Source organism: Paraburkholderia elongata (assembly GCF_013177735.1).
GTDB lineage: Bacteria > Pseudomonadota > Gammaproteobacteria > Burkholderiales > Burkholderiaceae > Paraburkholderia > Paraburkholderia elongata.
On record NZ_WOEZ01000032.1, the window covers coordinates 92,320 to 108,961 of the forward strand.

The 16,642-nt window shown below is 61.4% G+C and carries 14 protein-coding genes; 7 read left to right on the forward strand and 7 right to left on the reverse strand.

The features are described 5' to 3' along the window. Positions 1 to 27: 27 nt before the first annotated feature. The 5 genes from GNZ13_RS05785 to GNZ13_RS05805 form a co-directional block, all read right to left on the reverse strand. A complete protein-coding gene (locus GNZ13_RS05785; protein WP_172161319.1) occupies positions 28 to 879 on the reverse strand; it encodes a carbohydrate ABC transporter permease in 852 nt (283 codons plus the stop codon). 10 nt (positions 880 to 889) lie between these two features. After that, entirely contained in the window at positions 890 to 1,888 is a 999-nt protein-coding gene (locus GNZ13_RS05790) for a carbohydrate ABC transporter permease (RefSeq protein ID WP_172161320.1), read from the reverse strand. 104 nt (positions 1,889 to 1,992) lie between these two features. Continuing rightward, positions 1,993 to 3,246 (reverse strand): ABC transporter substrate-binding protein, encoded by a 1,254-nt coding sequence (locus tag GNZ13_RS05795; protein ID WP_172161321.1) that lies wholly within the window; start codon positions 3,244 to 3,246, stop codon positions 1,993 to 1,995. 74 nt (positions 3,247 to 3,320) lie between these two features. Next, the gene (locus GNZ13_RS05800) at positions 3,321 to 5,327 is read right to left on the reverse strand and encodes a beta-galactosidase (protein WP_172161322.1); all 2,007 of its coding nucleotides are present in this window, start codon (positions 5,325 to 5,327) and stop codon (positions 3,321 to 3,323) included. An 11-nt stretch (positions 5,328 to 5,338) separates the two neighbouring features. Beyond that, positions 5,339 to 6,496, reverse strand: coding sequence for an ABC transporter ATP-binding protein (locus tag GNZ13_RS05805; protein WP_172161323.1), 1,158 nt, complete (start codon positions 6,494 to 6,496; stop codon positions 5,339 to 5,341). Positions 6,497 to 6,688: 192 nt separating this feature from the next. On the opposite strand from GNZ13_RS05805, the gene GNZ13_RS05810 reads away from it, so the two are divergent. Together GNZ13_RS05810 and GNZ13_RS05815 are read left to right on the forward strand one after the other, a co-directional pair. Next, positions 6,689 to 7,723: a LacI family DNA-binding transcriptional regulator gene (locus GNZ13_RS05810; RefSeq protein ID WP_172161324.1), complete on the forward strand. Its 1,035-nt coding sequence runs from the start codon at positions 6,689 to 6,691 to the stop codon at positions 7,721 to 7,723. A 252-nt stretch (positions 7,724 to 7,975) separates the two neighbouring features. Then, positions 7,976 to 8,740, forward strand: a complete 765-nt coding sequence (locus GNZ13_RS05815) for a flagellar brake protein (protein ID WP_172161325.1) — start codon at positions 7,976 to 7,978, stop codon at positions 8,738 to 8,740. A gap of 69 nt (positions 8,741 to 8,809) precedes the next feature. Here GNZ13_RS05815 and GNZ13_RS05820 read toward each other — a convergent pair whose 3' ends face one another. Beyond that, entirely contained in the window at positions 8,810 to 9,376 is a 567-nt protein-coding gene (locus GNZ13_RS05820) for an ureidoglycolate lyase (RefSeq protein WP_172161326.1), read from the reverse strand. A 48-nt stretch (positions 9,377 to 9,424) separates the two neighbouring features. After that, positions 9,425 to 10,369: a LysR family transcriptional regulator gene (locus tag GNZ13_RS05825; RefSeq protein ID WP_172161328.1), complete on the reverse strand. Its 945-nt coding sequence runs from the start codon at positions 10,367 to 10,369 to the stop codon at positions 9,425 to 9,427. 299 nt (positions 10,370 to 10,668) lie between these two features. Here GNZ13_RS05825 and GNZ13_RS05830 point away from each other — a divergent pair, with 299 nt between their 5' ends. The 5 genes from GNZ13_RS05830 (at position 10,669) to GNZ13_RS05850 (ending at position 16,634) form a co-directional block, all read left to right on the forward strand. Then, positions 10,669 to 11,826: a branched-chain amino acid ABC transporter substrate-binding protein gene (locus GNZ13_RS05830; RefSeq protein ID WP_172161330.1), complete on the forward strand. Its 1,158-nt coding sequence runs from the start codon at positions 10,669 to 10,671 to the stop codon at positions 11,824 to 11,826. Positions 11,827 to 12,320: 494 nt separating this feature from the next. Then, the gene (locus tag GNZ13_RS05835) at positions 12,321 to 13,325 is read left to right on the forward strand and encodes a sugar ABC transporter substrate-binding protein (protein ID WP_172161332.1); all 1,005 of its coding nucleotides are present in this window, start codon (positions 12,321 to 12,323) and stop codon (positions 13,323 to 13,325) included. 141 nt (positions 13,326 to 13,466) lie between these two features. Continuing rightward, positions 13,467 to 14,453 (forward strand): ABC transporter permease, encoded by a 987-nt coding sequence (locus tag GNZ13_RS05840; protein WP_172161334.1) that lies wholly within the window; start codon positions 13,467 to 13,469, stop codon positions 14,451 to 14,453. 126 nt (positions 14,454 to 14,579) lie between these two features. Beyond that, on the forward strand, positions 14,580 to 15,377 hold the full coding sequence (locus tag GNZ13_RS05845; protein ID WP_172161336.1) for an ATP-binding cassette domain-containing protein: 798 nt from the start codon (positions 14,580 to 14,582) through the stop codon (positions 15,375 to 15,377). Positions 15,378 to 15,407: 30 nt separating this feature from the next. After that, on the forward strand, positions 15,408 to 16,634 hold the full coding sequence (locus GNZ13_RS05850; RefSeq protein ID WP_172161338.1) for an ROK family transcriptional regulator: 1,227 nt from the start codon (positions 15,408 to 15,410) through the stop codon (positions 16,632 to 16,634). The last annotated feature ends 8 nt before the right edge of the window (positions 16,635 to 16,642 follow it).

Genomic DNA, 16,642 nt, shown 5'->3' on the forward strand with positions numbered 1-16,642 from the left:
AGCGGGGCGCGTTGCCCTAACGCGCCCTCACCCCTTCGTCGCCCCAAACGTCAACCCTGCAACAAAATGCTTCTGCATCGCAAAGAACATCGCGACCGAAGGCAACGCGGCAAGAATCGACCCAGCGGACACAAGATTCCACGCCGTCGTCCACTGCCCCTTCAATGCCGCGACGCCTACGGTAATCGGCGCGGCGTCGTCACCTTGCGTCAGACACAGCGCCCAGAAGTAGTCATTCCACACGAACGCGAACACGAGAATCGCCAGCGCCGCAAGCGCAGGACGGATCAATGGCAACACAATCTTGAAGAACACAGTCCATTCGTTCGCGCCTTCGATCCGCGCCGCCTCAACCAGTTCAAATGGCAATTGCTTGATGAAATTCCGCAGAAACAGCGCGCAGAATCCAGTCTGAAACGACACATGAAACAGAATCAGCGCGCTCACCGTATTGAACAGGCCGAACTGCAATGACAGGTCCCGCACTGGAATCATCAACACCTGCACCGGGACAAAATTGCCCGCGACAAATGTCGCAAACAGCGTCGAATTCCCACGAAACCGATAGATGGCCAGCGCGAATCCCGCCATCGCCGCGAGCGCAATCGAACCCACCACAGCGGGCACCGTAATCAGCACGCTATTCCAGAAGTAATGCAGCATCGGCGAGGTCGTCAACGCCTCGCGATAATTATCGAACATCGCGAAGTGCTTCGGCCAGCCCCAATAGTTGCCCTCACTCAGTTCTTCCGTCGAACGCACCGACGTCACGAGAACCGCGATCATCGGCAGCAGCCAGATCAGCAGCGCGAGCGGCAACGTCAATTTGTACACGCGGCGCGTTGCCGGCTTCCATTTGTCGATCGGGATCGGAAACATGATCGGCTCCTTATTGCTCGGTGCGCAGCATGCGGCGCAGGTGATAAACGATGTACACCAGCATGATCCCGAACAGCACGACCGCCACCGCGGCGGAATAGCCGATGCGGTAGTACTTGATCGCCTGGTCGTACATGTAATACGCGAGCACCGTCGAACTTTCGAACGGTCCGCCGCCGGTCATCACCGAAATCAGATCGAAGCTGCGCAGCGCGCCGATCACGGTGACGACGATCGCCATGAACGTGGTCGGCCGCAATTGCGGCAGGATCACGTGCCACAGCATCGACCAGCCACGCGCGCCCTCCATTCGCGCAGCCTCGATCTGCTCGGCGTTCAGCGACGTCAAGCCGGTCAGGTAAAGAATCATGCAATAGGCGGTTTGCGGCCACAGTGCCGCGAACACGATCCCGAGGGTCGCGTAACGCGGGTCGCCGAGTACCGGCACGCCGTGCCCGAGAATCACCGCGAGCAAGCCGAAGGTCGGGTCATAGAACCACGAGAAGATCAAACCGACCACCACACCCGATAAAACAAACGGTGCGAAAAACAGCGATTTGACGATGCGGATACCGGCCACCGCCTGGTTCAGATAGAGCGCGACGGCGAGCCCCATCGGCGGTGCAAGCAGGAACAGCAGCAGCCAGACGAGGTTGTTCTTCAGCGCCGTATAGAACGTCGGCGCATGGAACAACTCGACATAGTTTGCGAGGCCGACGAAAGACGGGTCGGTCATCCCATCCCAGTTGAAAAAGCTCAGGCGGATGGTCGAGATGATCGGCCACACGACGTAGATCGCCACCATCACGCAGGCGGGCGCGAGAAACAGAAAGGCGGCTCGCCGCTGCCGGCGCGCGGTCGGCGACGGCGGGCGCCGGCGCGCCACGCGAGGCGGCCCGCCGCGCAATGCCCCGCCCGAGCCTGGTACGCCCGATGCGGACATGCCCGGGCCACCAGGTTCGGCAGGACCGCCGACAGTGTGACGGGTGACGGAGTGCGACACGATCATTCTCCTGTCGACCAGAGTTGGTGCAAAGCACGCACTCTGGTCCCATGCAACATAGTTGCCAATCTGATGCAACAAGTAGCGGCCCAAGCTCGGGCCGCCACCGCTCACTTCTTGTAGATCCGCTTACGCGTCTGCTCGAGTTGCGCGAGTATGTCGTCGAGCTTCGAGGGATCGGAGATGAATTGCTGCATCCCCTTCATCCCCTCATCGGCCATTTCCTTCGTCATGTCGCGATCGTAGAACTGCGCGATGCCGCCCTTCGTGTTCGCGAGAATCTGGAAGCCGATCTTCGAGATCGGATCCTCGGGCTCAGGCGACTTGCTGTTCGCCGACAGCGAGCCGAGCCCGGCCGCCAGCTTCGCGCCATTTTCCGGCGTCTCGACGAACGCGAGGAAGGCATGCGCATCCGACTTGTTCTTCGCCTTCGACGGAATATGCAGCGATTCGACCGGACCGTCTTCGGCGGTCGGTACGTTCGCGTCGATGATCGGGAACTGGAAGTAGCCCATTTCCGGCTTGACGTTCGGCGGAAAACCGCCGGTGATGAAGGTGCCCATCAACATCATCGCGGCCTTGCCCTGGAACAGGAACGGCTGCACGGCATCCAGATCGTAGGAGAGCGAGTTGTCGATGAAATAGCCGGCATCGATCAGTTGTTTCCACGTCGTGTAGACCTTCTTCACGCGCGGATCGGTGTATGCGATATCGCCCGCCATCAGTTTCTGATGGAACGCGTTGCCGTTCAGGCGCAGGTCGAGATAATCGAACCAGCCGGCCAGCGTCCATGAATCACGGCCTGCCACTGCAATCGGCGTAATGCCCGCTGCTTTCAGCTTCTTGCAGTCGTCGAGAAACTGATCCCACGTTTTCGGTTCGCCGGTAATGCCAACCTTCTGGAACAGATCCTTGCGATAGAACATGCCCCACGAGTAATACACGGTCGGTGCGGCGTACTGCTTGCCCTTATACGACGACGCTTCCTTCGTCGACGCATACATGTCGTTCCAACCGTTCTTCGCCCAGTCGCCGCTCAGATCGTCGAACAGGCCGCGCTGCGCGTAATACGCCATGCGCTCGCCGTCATGCCAGTTGACGATATCGGGCGCGACGGTGGAGAGCCAACCAGGCAACTGGACTTTGTACGCTTCTTCATCGACGAACGACACCTTCACGTCGGTACCGGGATGCGTTTTCTTGAAGTCGTCGATGATCGACTGCCAGACGGCGCGTTGACTCGCGCCCTTGAACGCGATGTTGACCGCGAGCGTGCCGGCCTGCGCCGTGCTGACGACGGATGTGCCAGCGGCCGCCGCGGCGAGCGCGAGTGCCAGCAGAATCTTGCGAGGTTTCAGTGCCATATTGCTGTCTCCTTTATGCCTTGATTTTGCGTCGTTGTCGTTACTGCATGGAATCCTTCGTTCAGCGCTTTGGATCAGTTGCTCGATCGATAGACGGCCACACCCTGCGGTTCGATAGCGCGTGAACCGATCACGAAAGCGTCGTCGGCGACATCGGCCAGCGTGTGGGTCTTATCGCCGTAGTTCAATACGTAGGTCAGCGCGCCGCGACGGCTGACTCGCACGCTGTCGCCGAGCGGTATCGTGTCGACGCCCGCTTCTCTCGCGATCTGCGCGAACAAGCGGACGGTAAGCGCATCGTCGAACAGGCTCGCGAGGTAATGAAACGCGCCGCTTTTCACGTAGGCGGGATGGCCGTCAGCGAAACGGGCACGCACGTCGAGAGCGTTCGTTGCATCGCTGCCGCTGTCGCCGTCGTCTTCAATGAAGTCGCGCCAGTGGCGCGCGACGCCGTCTTCCTCGGCCGCGTCCGTGCTGTCAACCAGCCACACTGGCTCGGTCACATTCGGCCGCATCGATTCGACGCGCCACACACGCAGCTGCAGCACAGAGGCGAGCGCGCCTGGAGGCAGGTTCGCCGGAATCTGCAGGTCTGCCGTCTTCGAACCGGTGCGTGGACCAAGCACGACTTGCGCGCCCGAGCTCGCCAGCCGAGCGGCGAGATCCGCAGGCACGACCGGCAACGGCGGCACGACGATAAGGCGATAGCCGTCGAGCGACGCATCGACAGGCACGATATCGACATCCAACCCGAGCGCGCGCAGTGCCGAGTAGTACTCGAATGCGAAGCGCGGATAGTGAAAGTCCGCACCCTGCGGATGAATCTCGAAGAGCCACTTCGCTTCGTAGTCGTAGACGAGCGCGACCTTCGAGCGAATCGTGGCATTGGCGTCGGCGTTCGCGGCGAGCACCGCTCGAATCTCGTCGACGACCTGCGCGGCTTCATTGCCGCCGATGTCGAGCCGGTTATCGGGCGTATTCAGGCCGGCGTGCATCTGCTCCTGCGCAAACGGCGCCTGGCGCCAGCGGAAATACGACACACAACCCGCGCCGTGCGCGAACGCCTCCCAACTCCACAGTCGGACCATGCCGGGCAGCGGCGCCGGATTCCACTGCGCCCAATTCACCGGACCGGGCTGCTGCTCCATCACCCAGAACGGCAGCTTCGACATGCCGCGGTACACGTCATGATTGAACGACGCAAAGTCGGGATGCCCGCTGCGCAACCAGCGCGCCTTCACGTCCGGCGCAAACCACTGCTCTTCAAGCGCGCCGAGCGGATAGCTGTCCCACGCCGCGACATCGAGATCGGCCGCCACCTTGTAGTGATCGAACTCGGTAAAGAGCTGCATGAAGTTGTGCGCGACCGGCCGCCCCGGCGAATGCGCGCGGATGATCTCGACCTGCATGCGGTTGTAGCGCGCCACTTCGTCGGAGGCGAAGCGCCGGTAATCGAGCCGATGCGACGGATGCGCTTCGGTAACGGTCGCTACCGGCGCGTCGATCTCGTCGAAGCTGCGGTATTCCATGCTCCAGAACACCGTGCCCCACGCACGGTTCAGCGCATCGATGGTTTGATAGCGCGCCTTGAGCCAGTCGCGAAAACGCCCCACTGCCGCCGGCGAATAGCTGACCACCGTGTGATGGCAACCGAATTCGTTATCGGTCTGCCAGTACGCGACAGCCGGATGCTTGCCGTAACGCTCGGCGACTGCCGTGCAGATCCTCTGCGAGGCAGCGAAATACGACGGCGACGAAAAATCGTAATGACGGCGTGAACCGAAGGCGCGTGGACGGCCATCCGCACCGATCGGCAGAATGTCCGGATGACGGTCGATCAGCCACTTGGGCGGCGTCGCCGTCGGCGTGCACATGACGACCTGCAAACCGGCCGCGCCGAGTACGTCGATCGCGCGATCCAGCCAGCCCCAGTCATATTCGCCTGGCGTTGGCTCCATCCGGCTCCACGCAAATTCGGCGATTCGCACCTGCTCGATGCCGAGTGCTTTCATCCGGCGAGCGTCGTCTTCCCACATCGACTCCGGCCAGTGTTCCGGGTAATAACAGACTCCAAGGCGCATCCGAATGTCCTCTATGCGTAGTGTTCGACGGATTCGAGCGAAGCAGCGGCAAAGCCGTCTTCGGTAAACAAATGGCAAGCGCGGCTGGGGACACGCAAGCTCGCACGGTCGCCGGGCGCGAGACGTGTGTCGCCCGGCGCCTTGGCGATCAGCGCGGCGCCGCCGGGCTGATCGAGGTGGACATAGCTGTGCTCGCCGAGTTGTTCGACGAGGGACACGGTGCGAGTCAGCACGGCGTCCTGCGCGTTTTCAGCAGTTGCCGCGCCGATGAATTCCAGGTGTTCCGGACGCACGCCGAGCGTGACGGGTTGCGACGCCTGGAGTCCATCGCCGTTGACGGGCACGCGCACGTTTTCATCTGTGTGATTGAGCGTGACGATCACGCCATGCAGATCGACCGACGTCACCCGCCCCGGCAAAAAGTTCATGCGCGGCGAACCGATGAACCCCGCGACGAAGCGGCTCCTCGGACGGTGATACAACTCGAGCGGCGCGCCGATCTGCGCGATGCTGCCGTAGCGCTCAGTGTCCTTGCCCGCGTGCAGCAGCACGATCTTGTCGGCGAGCGTCATCGCTTCGATCTGGTCGTGCGTGACGTACACGACGCTGGCTTTGGCGAATTGCTTGTGCAACCGTGCGATTTCGACGCGGGTCTGGCCGCGCAGCGTCGCATCGAGATTGGAGAGCGGCTCGTCGAACAGAAACACGCCCGGCTCGCGCACGATGGCCCGGCCAATCGCCACGCGCTGCCGCTGGCCGCCGGACAGTGCCTTCGGCCGGCGCTCGAGCAGGGCATCCAGTTGCAGGATGCGCGCGGCTTCCCGCACTTTGCGGTCGATTTCTTCTTTGGGGGTTTTGGCGAGCTTGAGGCCGAAGGCCATGTTCTCGAACACGGTCATATGCGGAAACAGCGCGTAGCTCTGGAACACCATCGCCACGCCGCGCTGCGCCGCCGGTACGTCGTTGACGAGGCGGCCGGCGATCGACAGGTCGCCGTCGGTCACGTCTTCGAGGCCAGCGATCATCCGCAGCAAGGTGGACTTGCCGCAGCCGGACGGACCGAGAAACACGCAGAACTCGTTCTCGCCGATCTCCAGATCCACATCGCGGATCACCAGCGCGCCGTCGCCATACGCCTTCTGCACGCCTCTCAACGAAATGCTCGCCATCGCATCGACTCCGTGATTTAATCGGCTCGACGTCGGAGATTAAGCGCTTAATCAGCAGAGCCGAAAAAAATCGATCGCATGCGATCGCTGGGCCTTGCCTGTCTCCGATATCGTTTTGTCTGTGCGGCAAATGGTGCCGCGCCTTTGGCCGCGATGCAAATGCCGAACAGCCATCCCAAAGATTGAAAAGCCATGCCCACACTCAGCGAAGTTGCGCGTCACGCCGGCGTCACCCCGGCCACGGTATCGAACGTGCTGCGCAATCGCGGCCGGGTCGGCGCGACCACCAGGCAGCGGGTTCTGGACGCCGTCGACGCGCTCGGCTACCGCCCCCATCTGGCCGCCCGCGCGCTCGCCGAAGGCCGTGCGCCGACGCTGGCGTTGATGGTGTCGAGCATTGCCAATCCGTTCTATCCGGAGTTCGCGCTCGCCGTCGAACGCGCGGCGCGCAGCAGCGGCCACTTCGTGATCATCTGCAATACGAACGAAGATCCGCTGACCGGACGGGCGTATCTCGATCAGATCGCCGGCACGCTTTCCGAGGGCGTGCTCGTGACGAATGCGAACCTCGATTTTACGGACCTTCACACGACCGAATCGCGCGGCACGCCCGTGGTGCTATGCATGTGGGAGCGGCCCAATGAGCCGCCGGGGCTGCCGTGCGTCGCGGTCGATTTTCGTCTGGCAGGCGAATTGGCGGGCAGGCATTTACTGGAGCTCGGCCATCGGCGGATTGGCGCGATTGTCGGCAGCAAGGCCTCAGGCATTCACGCGGCCCGCTATGAAGGGTTTGTCGATGCGTTGCGTGCGGCCGGCGCGCCGAAAGGTCGGGTCAAGCATGCGCCCGACACGATACAAGGCGGCTACACCGCGGCGCGCGCGCTCTTGGAAGCCGATCCGACACTTACCGCGATCTTCGCGACCAACGATCTGCCGGCGCTCGGCGCGATGCACGCCGCTGCCGATCTCGGTTTGAACGTGCCGGGCGATCTGTCCGTCATCGGCATTACCGACATTCAACTGGCGCGCGAGTCACGGCCCGCGCTGACGACGGTCGCCGTGCCGACCGTCGAAGTCGCCGGCCTCGCGGTATCGCTGTTGCGCGAGTTGATCGAATCGTCGTATGGGCAAGCGGGTCATCAACCCGCGGCAAGCGTGCCGATGCGGATTTCCTCCGCGCCGAAACTGGTTGTGCGCGCATCGACGGGGGTGCCGCGCCCGAGGTAACGTGGCCGTAACAGCATCGAGGACGTTACGTAGCGAACCCTACCTACCGCCGCTTGCACCTCCCGGGCCACCGCCCGCAAACGCCCGTATCAAGCGGTTCCACGGCAAAAACACCGTTTCGATCAGTCCATCCATGCAGTTGGCACGGTCCCTGCAAACAAGCAGGAAAAGGCCGAGCGCCGGCATGACTCACATGCCGCCTGCGCTCCCCCAACCGGCCTGGCCTTGGCCATAACAAGCATGGATACTCCAATGATTGCCGATCTTCTGCTGGACGCCGATGTCGCTGAACAGACCACCAACGCAGACTCGACTTTCGCGCAGCGCCATCCCCTGCAAATCGCAGTTTGCCTGCGCAAGCTGGTGGCCGGGCAGGACTTCGTGACGGTGGAATTCAATGGCCGCCAAATCGTTACGCAAGTACTCGATGTCGATTCGCGCAATGCTCGCTTTATCTTCGACGCCGGCAGCATGGAGGCGGACAATTACGCGCTTCCGGCTGCGCGCCAGTTGATCTTCCGCAGTTTGCCATGTGGCATTCGCACGGAGTTCATGACGCTTAACGCAAGCCCAATCATGTTCGAAGGGCGCCCGGCTTTCGAAGCCGCATTCCCTTCGCTCCTGTACTACGTTCAACGCCGCGAATTCTTCCGCGTGCAAACGCCCGTGCTGGATCCTTATATCGCTAGCGGGCCGTATGTGGACGGCGGTTCGTTCCGGCTGGAGCTGCAGGATCTGTCATTGGGCGGCGTGGCGTTGAAAACTGCTGACGCGAGCTTCGGCTCACTTGAAAGCGGCACCGTATTGCGCGACGTCACGCTGCAACTCGGCAGCTTCGGGACGCTACGGCTCGATCTGGAAATCGTCGCGCCGCGGCAATTGACTACGTCGAAGGGCGACCGGCGCTTCGTGATCGGCTGCAAGTTCGTGCAGACGCCGGGGCCGGCTGAGCGAACCTTGCAGCGTGTCGTCACCCAGCTCGAAACGAACCGTCAAACGCTCGCGCAGCGCAGGTAAGTTCCTTCAAGCACTCACTGCCTTGGAATCGCATCAGATTCCAAACCGGATCGCTGAACCTCGGCACCTTCATTGAAGTGTCGAAGCCTGTATGAGACCGGGCGCGCCGACAAGCTGGTACGGCGGAATCTGCCGAATCGCGCTTTCGCCAGCGGGAGCGCCTGTGAGCAGATGGACTGCAAGGTCGAACGTCGTCGAGCGGCGCGTAAGCATGAGGCACGTTACTTCGTCCTGCAATGAACGCGTGGCGTGCCAGCAGCGCGGCCGCATGCAGATCCCCTCCCCGACGGGCACCTTGAAAGCTGCCAATGAATCAAGGTTCGGATGCCCGTCTGGCGTACTCGTCGCGACAATCTGAACGAGAGGCCCAGTTAGCGGCACCACGGCCTGCTCAGTAAGCCAATGCGTCTCGAGCTTCATCACCTCGGCTTCGCAATCGCGGTATCTGACCCACAGGATTTCAGGATCGCCGGACAGTCCGGCATCGAACAGATGCTCACGCCAGAAATCGGAAGACTGGCTTGCAAACGAAGGCGCCGCGCTATCCTCCGGAAACGGCTTGCCTAACATCCATCCATAGGGTTCGAAAGCGCCAGCAGTAAGCGGTTGAATGATCAGAGGCGTGGCAGTCGGCATCTCGGTTCAGGCCTTTGATAATCGAAGAAAAATATCACGGGGTGCGACTCAATGAGGTGGCAGCGCTTCGTCGGTGTCTGGAAAGAGCGCGATATCTGGTCCGTTCTCCAAGCTGAACTCTCGCATGACCTTTAGCGCCAGATGCGTGATCGACTCGCATAGCAAACTGTCCGGACTTCGCCGGAAGGATGCGAAAAGCGGGAGTTCCGGGACTCGATGCGTCACTTTCAGCAGTTGCAGATGACCGGACTCCAGTTCACGGGTCACGAAAGCTGTCGGCAGAACCGCAATACCGAAACCGTCGAGCACGAGCCTGATAATCGCAGCGACCGACGACACGCAGTTGATTTGCACGTGCGGCTCGCCGGCGGCTGCAAACAGGCCAGCGACAAACACATGCGGCGACGAATGACGGGCAAAGCTCACAATCGGAAAGCTCGCCAGTTCAGCTTCCGATAGTGCTTCAGCCGACAGATTCAGCGACGGACTCGCCACCCATCGCATCGGCAATGCGCCGAGCGAAACATTTTCCGCGTCAGCACCTGCGACCGCCGTGCTCAAAAAAGCGATATCCACGTTGCCATTAACCAGCTGCACGGACAGATTTGTCGAGGTGTCGCAGGTCAGTTCGATCGTCAAGTTCGGGTATTCGTCCCGCACTCGCCGCAGTAACTCGGGAAGCCACGTATGCACGACCGATTCCATCACGCCGACGCGCAACAACCCGCTCACATGCGAGCGGTCACTTACGCTTGCGAGCATGTCGTTCGTGAGTTTCAGAATCTGCTCGGCGAAGGCCAGCGCTTTGGTCCCCTCCTGTGTCAGCTTGACGTCGCGCGGTCCCCGATCGAATAGACGCACGCCGAATTCCTGCTCGAGCGCAGATATCCGGCTGGAAATTGCGGCCTGTGTCGCATGCAAGCGCTCCGCTGTCAGCCGGAAATTGCGCAGCTTTGCAAGCCATACAAACGTTTCTAGAAAACGGACATTCATCAGACACCTTGACAGTCAACGGACGCACAACCAGGTTCCACGTATTGCGCCCGCGCAAACGGACAGCTTCAGTGCATTGGCAGAGTTTAGCGCCGCAAAATCATGCCCGTGACAACAAAAACTGGCCACCTGGAACAACTTTTTGTTGTGACCGTGGCGGCTCAACGCGTAAGCGTCGGCCTACCGGGTAAGTCCTGGGGGGCAATCAGATTTATCTATCGCCGGTCAATAAAATAAGTCGTTGGACGGAAGAATTTGGCGTTCGAATACTCATTGAACCGAAAACCAAGGAGCCGCCCATGTCACCCTCGTTCAATAAATTGAATCGGACGCTGCAAACGACCGCCGCGGCGCTGCTGCTGAGCGCCGGCAGCGCCAGCTTCGCTGCGGAGCCGGAGGTGGTCCTGATTGGTCATGCCGCGCCGTTGACAGGACAGCTCGCGCATATGGGTAAGGACAGCGAAAACGCGGCCAGGCTTGCAATCGACGAGATCAACGGCCAGCATCCGGTCATCGGCGGCAAGGCGGTCCGTCTGCAACTCGACGCTCAGGACGACGCCGCCGACCCACGCACAGGTACTCAAGTCGCCCAGAAGCTCGTTGACGATGGCGTGGTAGCCGTGGTCGGCGATATCAACTCCGGGGTTTCGATCCCGGCATCAAAGATCTACAGCGAGGCCAGTCTGGTGCAGATCTCGCAAGGCTCGACCAATCCCACCTATACACTGCAAGGCTTCAAAACGACCTTCCGCGTCGTCGCGACCGACGCACTGCAAGGGCCGGCACTGGCTCGCTACGCAATCGACTCAATGCACGCCAGGCGAATTGCAATCGTGGACGACTCAACCGCATACGGCCAAGGTCTCGCGCAAGAATTTGAAAGAGCGGCAAAAGCACGAGGAGCTGTTATCGTGACCCACGAAGCGACGACCGATAAAGCCGTCGACTTCCGAGCGATTCTGACGAAAATCAAAGGTCTGAAACCCGACGCAATCATGTATGGCGGCTCGGACGCAACGGCCGGCCCGCTGGCGAAACAGGCGGCTAACCTCGGCATCACCGCAAAGGTGCTGGGGGGCGATGGTGCCTGCACGGATAACATGACTCAACTTGCCGGCAGCGCAATTGGCAACGTGACGTGTTCAGAAGCCGGACTTGCCTTGTCAAAAATGCCAAAGGGTCAAGACTTTGACAAGCGATACGTGGCGCGCTTCAAAACACCGATAGACGCCTACGCCCCATTCACGTATGACGCCGTCTACGTTATCTATGACGCAATGAAGCGAGCGAATTCGACCGACCGGTCGAAAATTCTCGCAGCGATGCCTGCGACCAGCTATGACGGCGTGATCGGGCACATTGCGTTTGACCCGCACGGCGACCTGCGGGACGCCGCGATTACGATCTATCAGTTTAAGGACAACAAGAAGACCGTGATGGACGTCATCAGAATGTGATCCGGCTGGAAGGGACGGATATTGTGTACATGGCATCAATCAAGACGGCCACCCACTTTGATTTGTGCACGCCGACGTCGGGGCCGAACGCATTTGCCTATGTCAGCCACCACTGAAGACTCTCGCGACAGCAGCTAAACCTGTCGCGAAAGATCACTTAAGTCTTCAATTCGCTTTCAAACGAACCAGGACTTTCCCGAAGTTCCGGCGTTCGACCTTGCGCCGCACCACGCCCGCCAAGCCCCGCCACGTAAGCCCTCCAGCCTTGTCGGCCGCGTCGGCACATCAATTTCCCTCCCAATCGTTTTCTTGACGGGCGTCCATGCGCCTGCTGTACTAAATCAACCAAAGTGATTTAAGCAGTCCACTTCGGACTGCCTCGGAGTCACTTCAGGTTCCAAACCAGGTTGCAAACAGGTGGCAAGCGCGCAGCGTTCGCGTATGCAACCGCCAGCAGTTCACAACGTCGTGGCCAATAACCGGAGGAGCGTCCCATGAATCTGAATTCCCGCAGGCATCCTGTCGCCAGGAAAATCGTGTCGATGTGCGTCGCGGCATCGGCGGTGTGGTGTGCGAGCGCGAGCCAGGCGGCCGACCAGCCTGTCGTCGGCCTCATCACCAAGACCGACACCAATCCGTTCTTCGTGAAGATGAAACAGGGCGCCGAAGCGGCTGCCTCGAAAGACGGCGCCAAGCTGCTCACCGCCGCCGGCAAGTTCGACGGCGACAACGCGAGCCAGGTCACCGCCATCGAAAACATGATGACGGCCGGCGCGAAAGCGATTCTGATCACGCCCAGCGATACCAAAGCAATCGTGCCGAGCATCAAGAAAGCGCGCGCCGCCGGCGTGATGGTGGTCGCGCTCGACACGCCGACCGATCCGCAAGATGCCACCGACGCCCTCTTCGCCACCGACAACTTCAAAGCCGGCGTGCTGATCGGCAAGTACGCGAAAGCAGCCATGAACGGCAAGCCCGCGAAGATCGCCACGCTCGACCTTGCGCCCGGCGTATCGGTTGGCGTGCTGCGTCATAACGGCTTCCTGGAAGGCTTCGGCGTGAAGGACGGCGATCCGTCGATCGTCTGCAGCCAGGACACCCGCGGCGATCAGTCGAAGGGCCAGACGGCGATGGAAAACTGCCTGCAGAAATCACCGGATATCAACGTGGTCTACACGATCAACGAACCGGCCGCGGCGGGTGCGTATCGCGCGCTCAAAGCGGCGGGCAAGGATAAGAGCGTGATGATCGTTTCCATCGACGGCGGCTGCGAAGGCGTACGCAATGTGACGGCCGGCGCGATTGCCGCGACCTCGCAGCAGTATCCGTTGAAGATGGCCGCGCTCGGCGTGACGGCGGGCGTCGACTATGCGAAGACCGGCAAGAAGGTCTCCGGCTATCAGGACACCGGTGTGACGCTGATCACCGACAAGCCGATGTCCGGCGTCGACAGCAAGGATACGAAGTACGGCCTCGACAACTGCTGGGGCAACAAGTAACGCGCATTGATCGGCGGCCCACTCCGATGGGCCGCTGGATTGCTGGATTGCTGGATTGCTGGATTGCCGGCCGCCGGATGGCCGACCCCGGTTTTTGCCGTGTGGCCAGCCCGCCACGTTTATGCATTGAGGACACCTATCATGTCGACCCCTTCCGCGCCCGTGGGCCACTCACGCCCCTTCACCGACCGCTTGCCGTCGCTCGCTGAAATCGGACCGCTGATCGCCCTGCTGCTGGCCTGTGGCTTCTTCATTTCGCAGAGCAACCGGTTCCTGTCGTTCCAGAACCTCTCGCTGATCCTGCAACAGACGATGGTGGTCGCCGTTATCGCCATCGGCCAGACGCTGATCGTGCTGACGGGCGGGATCGATCTGTCGTGCGGGATGGTGATGGCGTTCGGCTCGATCATCATGACCAAATTCGCGGTCACGCTCGGCGTGCCGCCCATTCTCGCGATTCTGTGCGGCGTCGCCGCGAGCACGCTGTTCGGTGCGCTCAACGGCGTGCTGATCACACGCATCAAACTGCCCGCCTTCATCGTCACGCTCGGTACGCTGAACATCGCGTTCGCGCTCACGCAGATCTATTCGAACGCGGAGAGCGTCTCGAATCTGCCGGACGCGATCATGTTCCTCGGCAACACGTTCAAGCTCGGCCCCGCCGACGTCACCTACGGCACCGTCCTCACGCTGCTGATGTACGTGGCGACGTGGTTCGTCTTGCGCGACACCGTGCCCGGCCGGCATCTGTATGCGCTCGGCAATAACCCCGAAGCCGCGCGCCTGATGGGCCTCTCGTCGCAGAAGATTTTGCTCACCGTGTATTCGCTGGCCGGGGCGATCTACGGTATCGCTGCGCTGTTGTCGGTGTCGCGCACCGGCGTCGGCGATCCGCAGGCAGGGCAAACCGAGAACCTCGACAGCATTACGGCGGTGGTGCTGGGCGGCACGAGTCTGTTCGGCGGACGTGGCTCGATTGTCGGCACACTGCTCGGCGCGCTGATCGTCGGCGTGTTTCGTAATGGCCTGACGCTGATCGGTGTCTCTTCGGTCTACCAGGTGTTGATCACCGGCATGCTGGTGATTCTCGCGGTCGCCGCGGACAAACTTTCCCATCGTCGCGGTTGAGCACTCATCGCAATTATCTTGCATGGGACCAGAGTAAGTGCTTTGCATGGGACCAGAGTAACGCGCTGAAGCGCGAACTCTGGTCGACAGCTAAAGCGCCAACTCTGGTCGACACTGGAGCCTGTCATGTCGACACCTACTTCCGCTTCTGCCGTGATGCCTGTTCTGCAGGCACGCGGACTCGTCAAACGCTACGGCAACGTCACGGCGCTCGACGGCTGCGATTTCGAAGTGCTGCCCGGCGAGATTCTTGCCGTGATCGGCGATAACGGCGCGGGCAAGTCGTCGTTGATCAAGGCGCTTTCGGGCGCCACCGTCCCCGATGAAGGCGACATCCTGCTAGACGGCAAGCCGGTCAAATTCCGCAGCCCTTTGGATGCACGCGCTCAAGGCATCGAAACCGTGTATCAGGAACTCGCGGTAGCGCCCGCCATGAGCATCGCCGAAAACCTGTTTCTCGCCCGTGAGCTCGTCAAACCAGGCTGGCGCGGCTCGATCTTCAAGATGATCGACAAGCGCCGCATGCTCGAGGAAGCCACCGCGCACATGAAGGATCTGCAAATCGGCATCCGGTCGATGCGCCAGGCGGTCGAAACCTTATCCGGCGGCCAGCGCCAAGGCGTGGCTGTCGCGCGCAGCGCGGCGTTCGCGCGGCATGTGGTGATTCTCGATGAGCCCACTGCCGCGCTCGGCGTGAAAGAAGGCAACATGGTGCTCGAACTGATCCGCCGCGTGCGCGAGCGCGGGCTGCCGGTGATCCTCATCAGCCATAACATGCCACACGTGTTCGAAGTCGCGGACCGCATTCATATCCAGCGACTCGGCCGCCGCGCAGCGATCGTGAACACCAAAGACATCCACATGTCGGAGGCCGTGGCGATCATGACGGGCGCGAAGACAGCGGACGTCAAGGCGATTGCATGATGCATGCATCCCGCTAAGGGGCACGCGACGATGGAAACTACCGGCACCCGTTCGCCCCTTAAACGCACGGTCGGCTCCAATCAGGTCGGCATGCGGCAGTTCAATGAACGAATCGTCTTGCAGGCGATCCGTTTGCATGGGCCGCTGCCGAAAGCCGACGTGGGCCGTCTCACGCGTCTGTCGATGCAGACGGTGTCGATGATCGTCGATCGTCTGATCGACGACGGCCTGCTCGAGAAGCAGGCGCGCGTGCGCGGCCGCATCGGTCAACCCTCGGTGCCAATCGCGTTGCGGGCCGACGGCGCGTACACCATCGGCATCAAGGTGGGACGCCGCAGTCTCGACGTGCTGGCGATGGATTTCGCAGGCCACGTGGTGTGCCGCGATGTATTCGACTATACCTATCCCGATCCGCGCACGCTATTCCCCGCGCTCGAAAGCAAACTGGCGCGCGTGAATCAGACACTCGGCGCCAAGGCGAACAAAGTGGTTGGCGTGGGCGTGGCGGCGCCGTTGTGGCTCGGCGGCTGGCGCGACTTTCTCGGCGCGCCGCCCGAAGCGCTGGAAGCGTGGCACGAGATCGACTTGCGCAGTCGCATCGCAACGATGACGGGCTTGCCCGTCGAGTTCGCTAAAGACACCACCGCCGCCTGCGCGGCCGAACTCGTCATGGGCCAGGGCCGCGGGATTCACAATTTTCTATACTTGTTCGTCGGGACGTTTATCGGCGGCGGTCTGGTGATCGACGGACGCTTGCATGCCGGACCGCACGACAACGCGGGCGCGGTCGGTTCGATACCGCTGCGGGACGGCAGCGCTCGCAAACCCGCGCGGCAACTGCTGCACGCGGCATCGGGCTTTGTTCTGGAACGGCTGTTGGGCGAAGCGGGCGCGCCGTCCGCCGCCGCGCATGATCATCGCGCGTTGTCGCCTGAACTGTGGCGGCTGACCGAACAATGGCTCGACACCGCTTGCCCTGCCATCGCCAGTGCGTTGACCAATGCGGCTGCCTTGCTCGACCTGGAAGCGGTGGTGATCGACGGTGAACTCGACCGGCAACTGGTCCGCGAAATCATCCGCCGAACCGAGCGTGTGCTCGATCGCTTTGAATGGGAAGGAATGGTGCGTCCGCAACTACTGGAAGGCACCATCGGCGCCGATGCGCGGGCAATGGGCGGTGCGATTCTGCCGCTGTACGCGCATTTCGCGCCCGTGCACGAGCTTTTTCTTAAGCCGGCGACGGACGCGGGATATTAGGTTTCGCT

Excerpts from the sequence above, each read along its gene's own strand:
- GNZ13_RS05800 (WP_172161322.1), bottom strand. The coding sequence starts at position 5,327 with ATGCGCCTTGGAGTCTGTTATTACCCGGAACACTGGCCGGAGTCGATG.
- GNZ13_RS05805 (WP_172161323.1), bottom strand. The coding sequence starts at position 6,496 with ATGGCGAGCATTTCGTTGAGAGGCGTGCAGAAGGCGTATGGCGACGGC.
- GNZ13_RS05815 (WP_172161325.1), top strand. The coding sequence starts at position 7,976 with ATGATTGCCGATCTTCTGCTGGACGCCGATGTCGCTGAACAGACCACC.
- GNZ13_RS05840 (WP_172161334.1), top strand. The coding sequence starts at position 13,467 with ATGTCGACCCCTTCCGCGCCCGTGGGCCACTCACGCCCCTTCACCGAC.
- GNZ13_RS05790 (WP_172161320.1), bottom strand. The coding sequence starts at position 1,888 with ATGATCGTGTCGCACTCCGTCACCCGTCACACTGTCGGCGGTCCTGCC.
- GNZ13_RS05795 (WP_172161321.1), bottom strand. The coding sequence starts at position 3,246 with ATGGCACTGAAACCTCGCAAGATTCTGCTGGCACTCGCGCTCGCCGCG.
- GNZ13_RS05845 (WP_172161336.1), top strand. The coding sequence starts at position 14,580 with ATGTCGACACCTACTTCCGCTTCTGCCGTGATGCCTGTTCTGCAGGCA.
- GNZ13_RS05835 (WP_172161332.1), top strand. The coding sequence starts at position 12,321 with ATGAATCTGAATTCCCGCAGGCATCCTGTCGCCAGGAAAATCGTGTCG.
- GNZ13_RS05810 (WP_172161324.1), top strand. The coding sequence starts at position 6,689 with ATGCCCACACTCAGCGAAGTTGCGCGTCACGCCGGCGTCACCCCGGCC.
- GNZ13_RS05850 (WP_172161338.1), top strand. The coding sequence starts at position 15,408 with ATGGAAACTACCGGCACCCGTTCGCCCCTTAAACGCACGGTCGGCTCC.
- GNZ13_RS05830 (WP_172161330.1), top strand. The coding sequence starts at position 10,669 with ATGTCACCCTCGTTCAATAAATTGAATCGGACGCTGCAAACGACCGCC.
- GNZ13_RS05820 (WP_172161326.1), bottom strand. The coding sequence starts at position 9,376 with ATGCCGACTGCCACGCCTCTGATCATTCAACCGCTTACTGCTGGCGCT.
- GNZ13_RS05785 (WP_172161319.1), bottom strand. The coding sequence starts at position 879 with ATGTTTCCGATCCCGATCGACAAATGGAAGCCGGCAACGCGCCGCGTG.
- GNZ13_RS05825 (WP_172161328.1), bottom strand. The coding sequence starts at position 10,369 with ATGAATGTCCGTTTTCTAGAAACGTTTGTATGGCTTGCAAAGCTGCGC.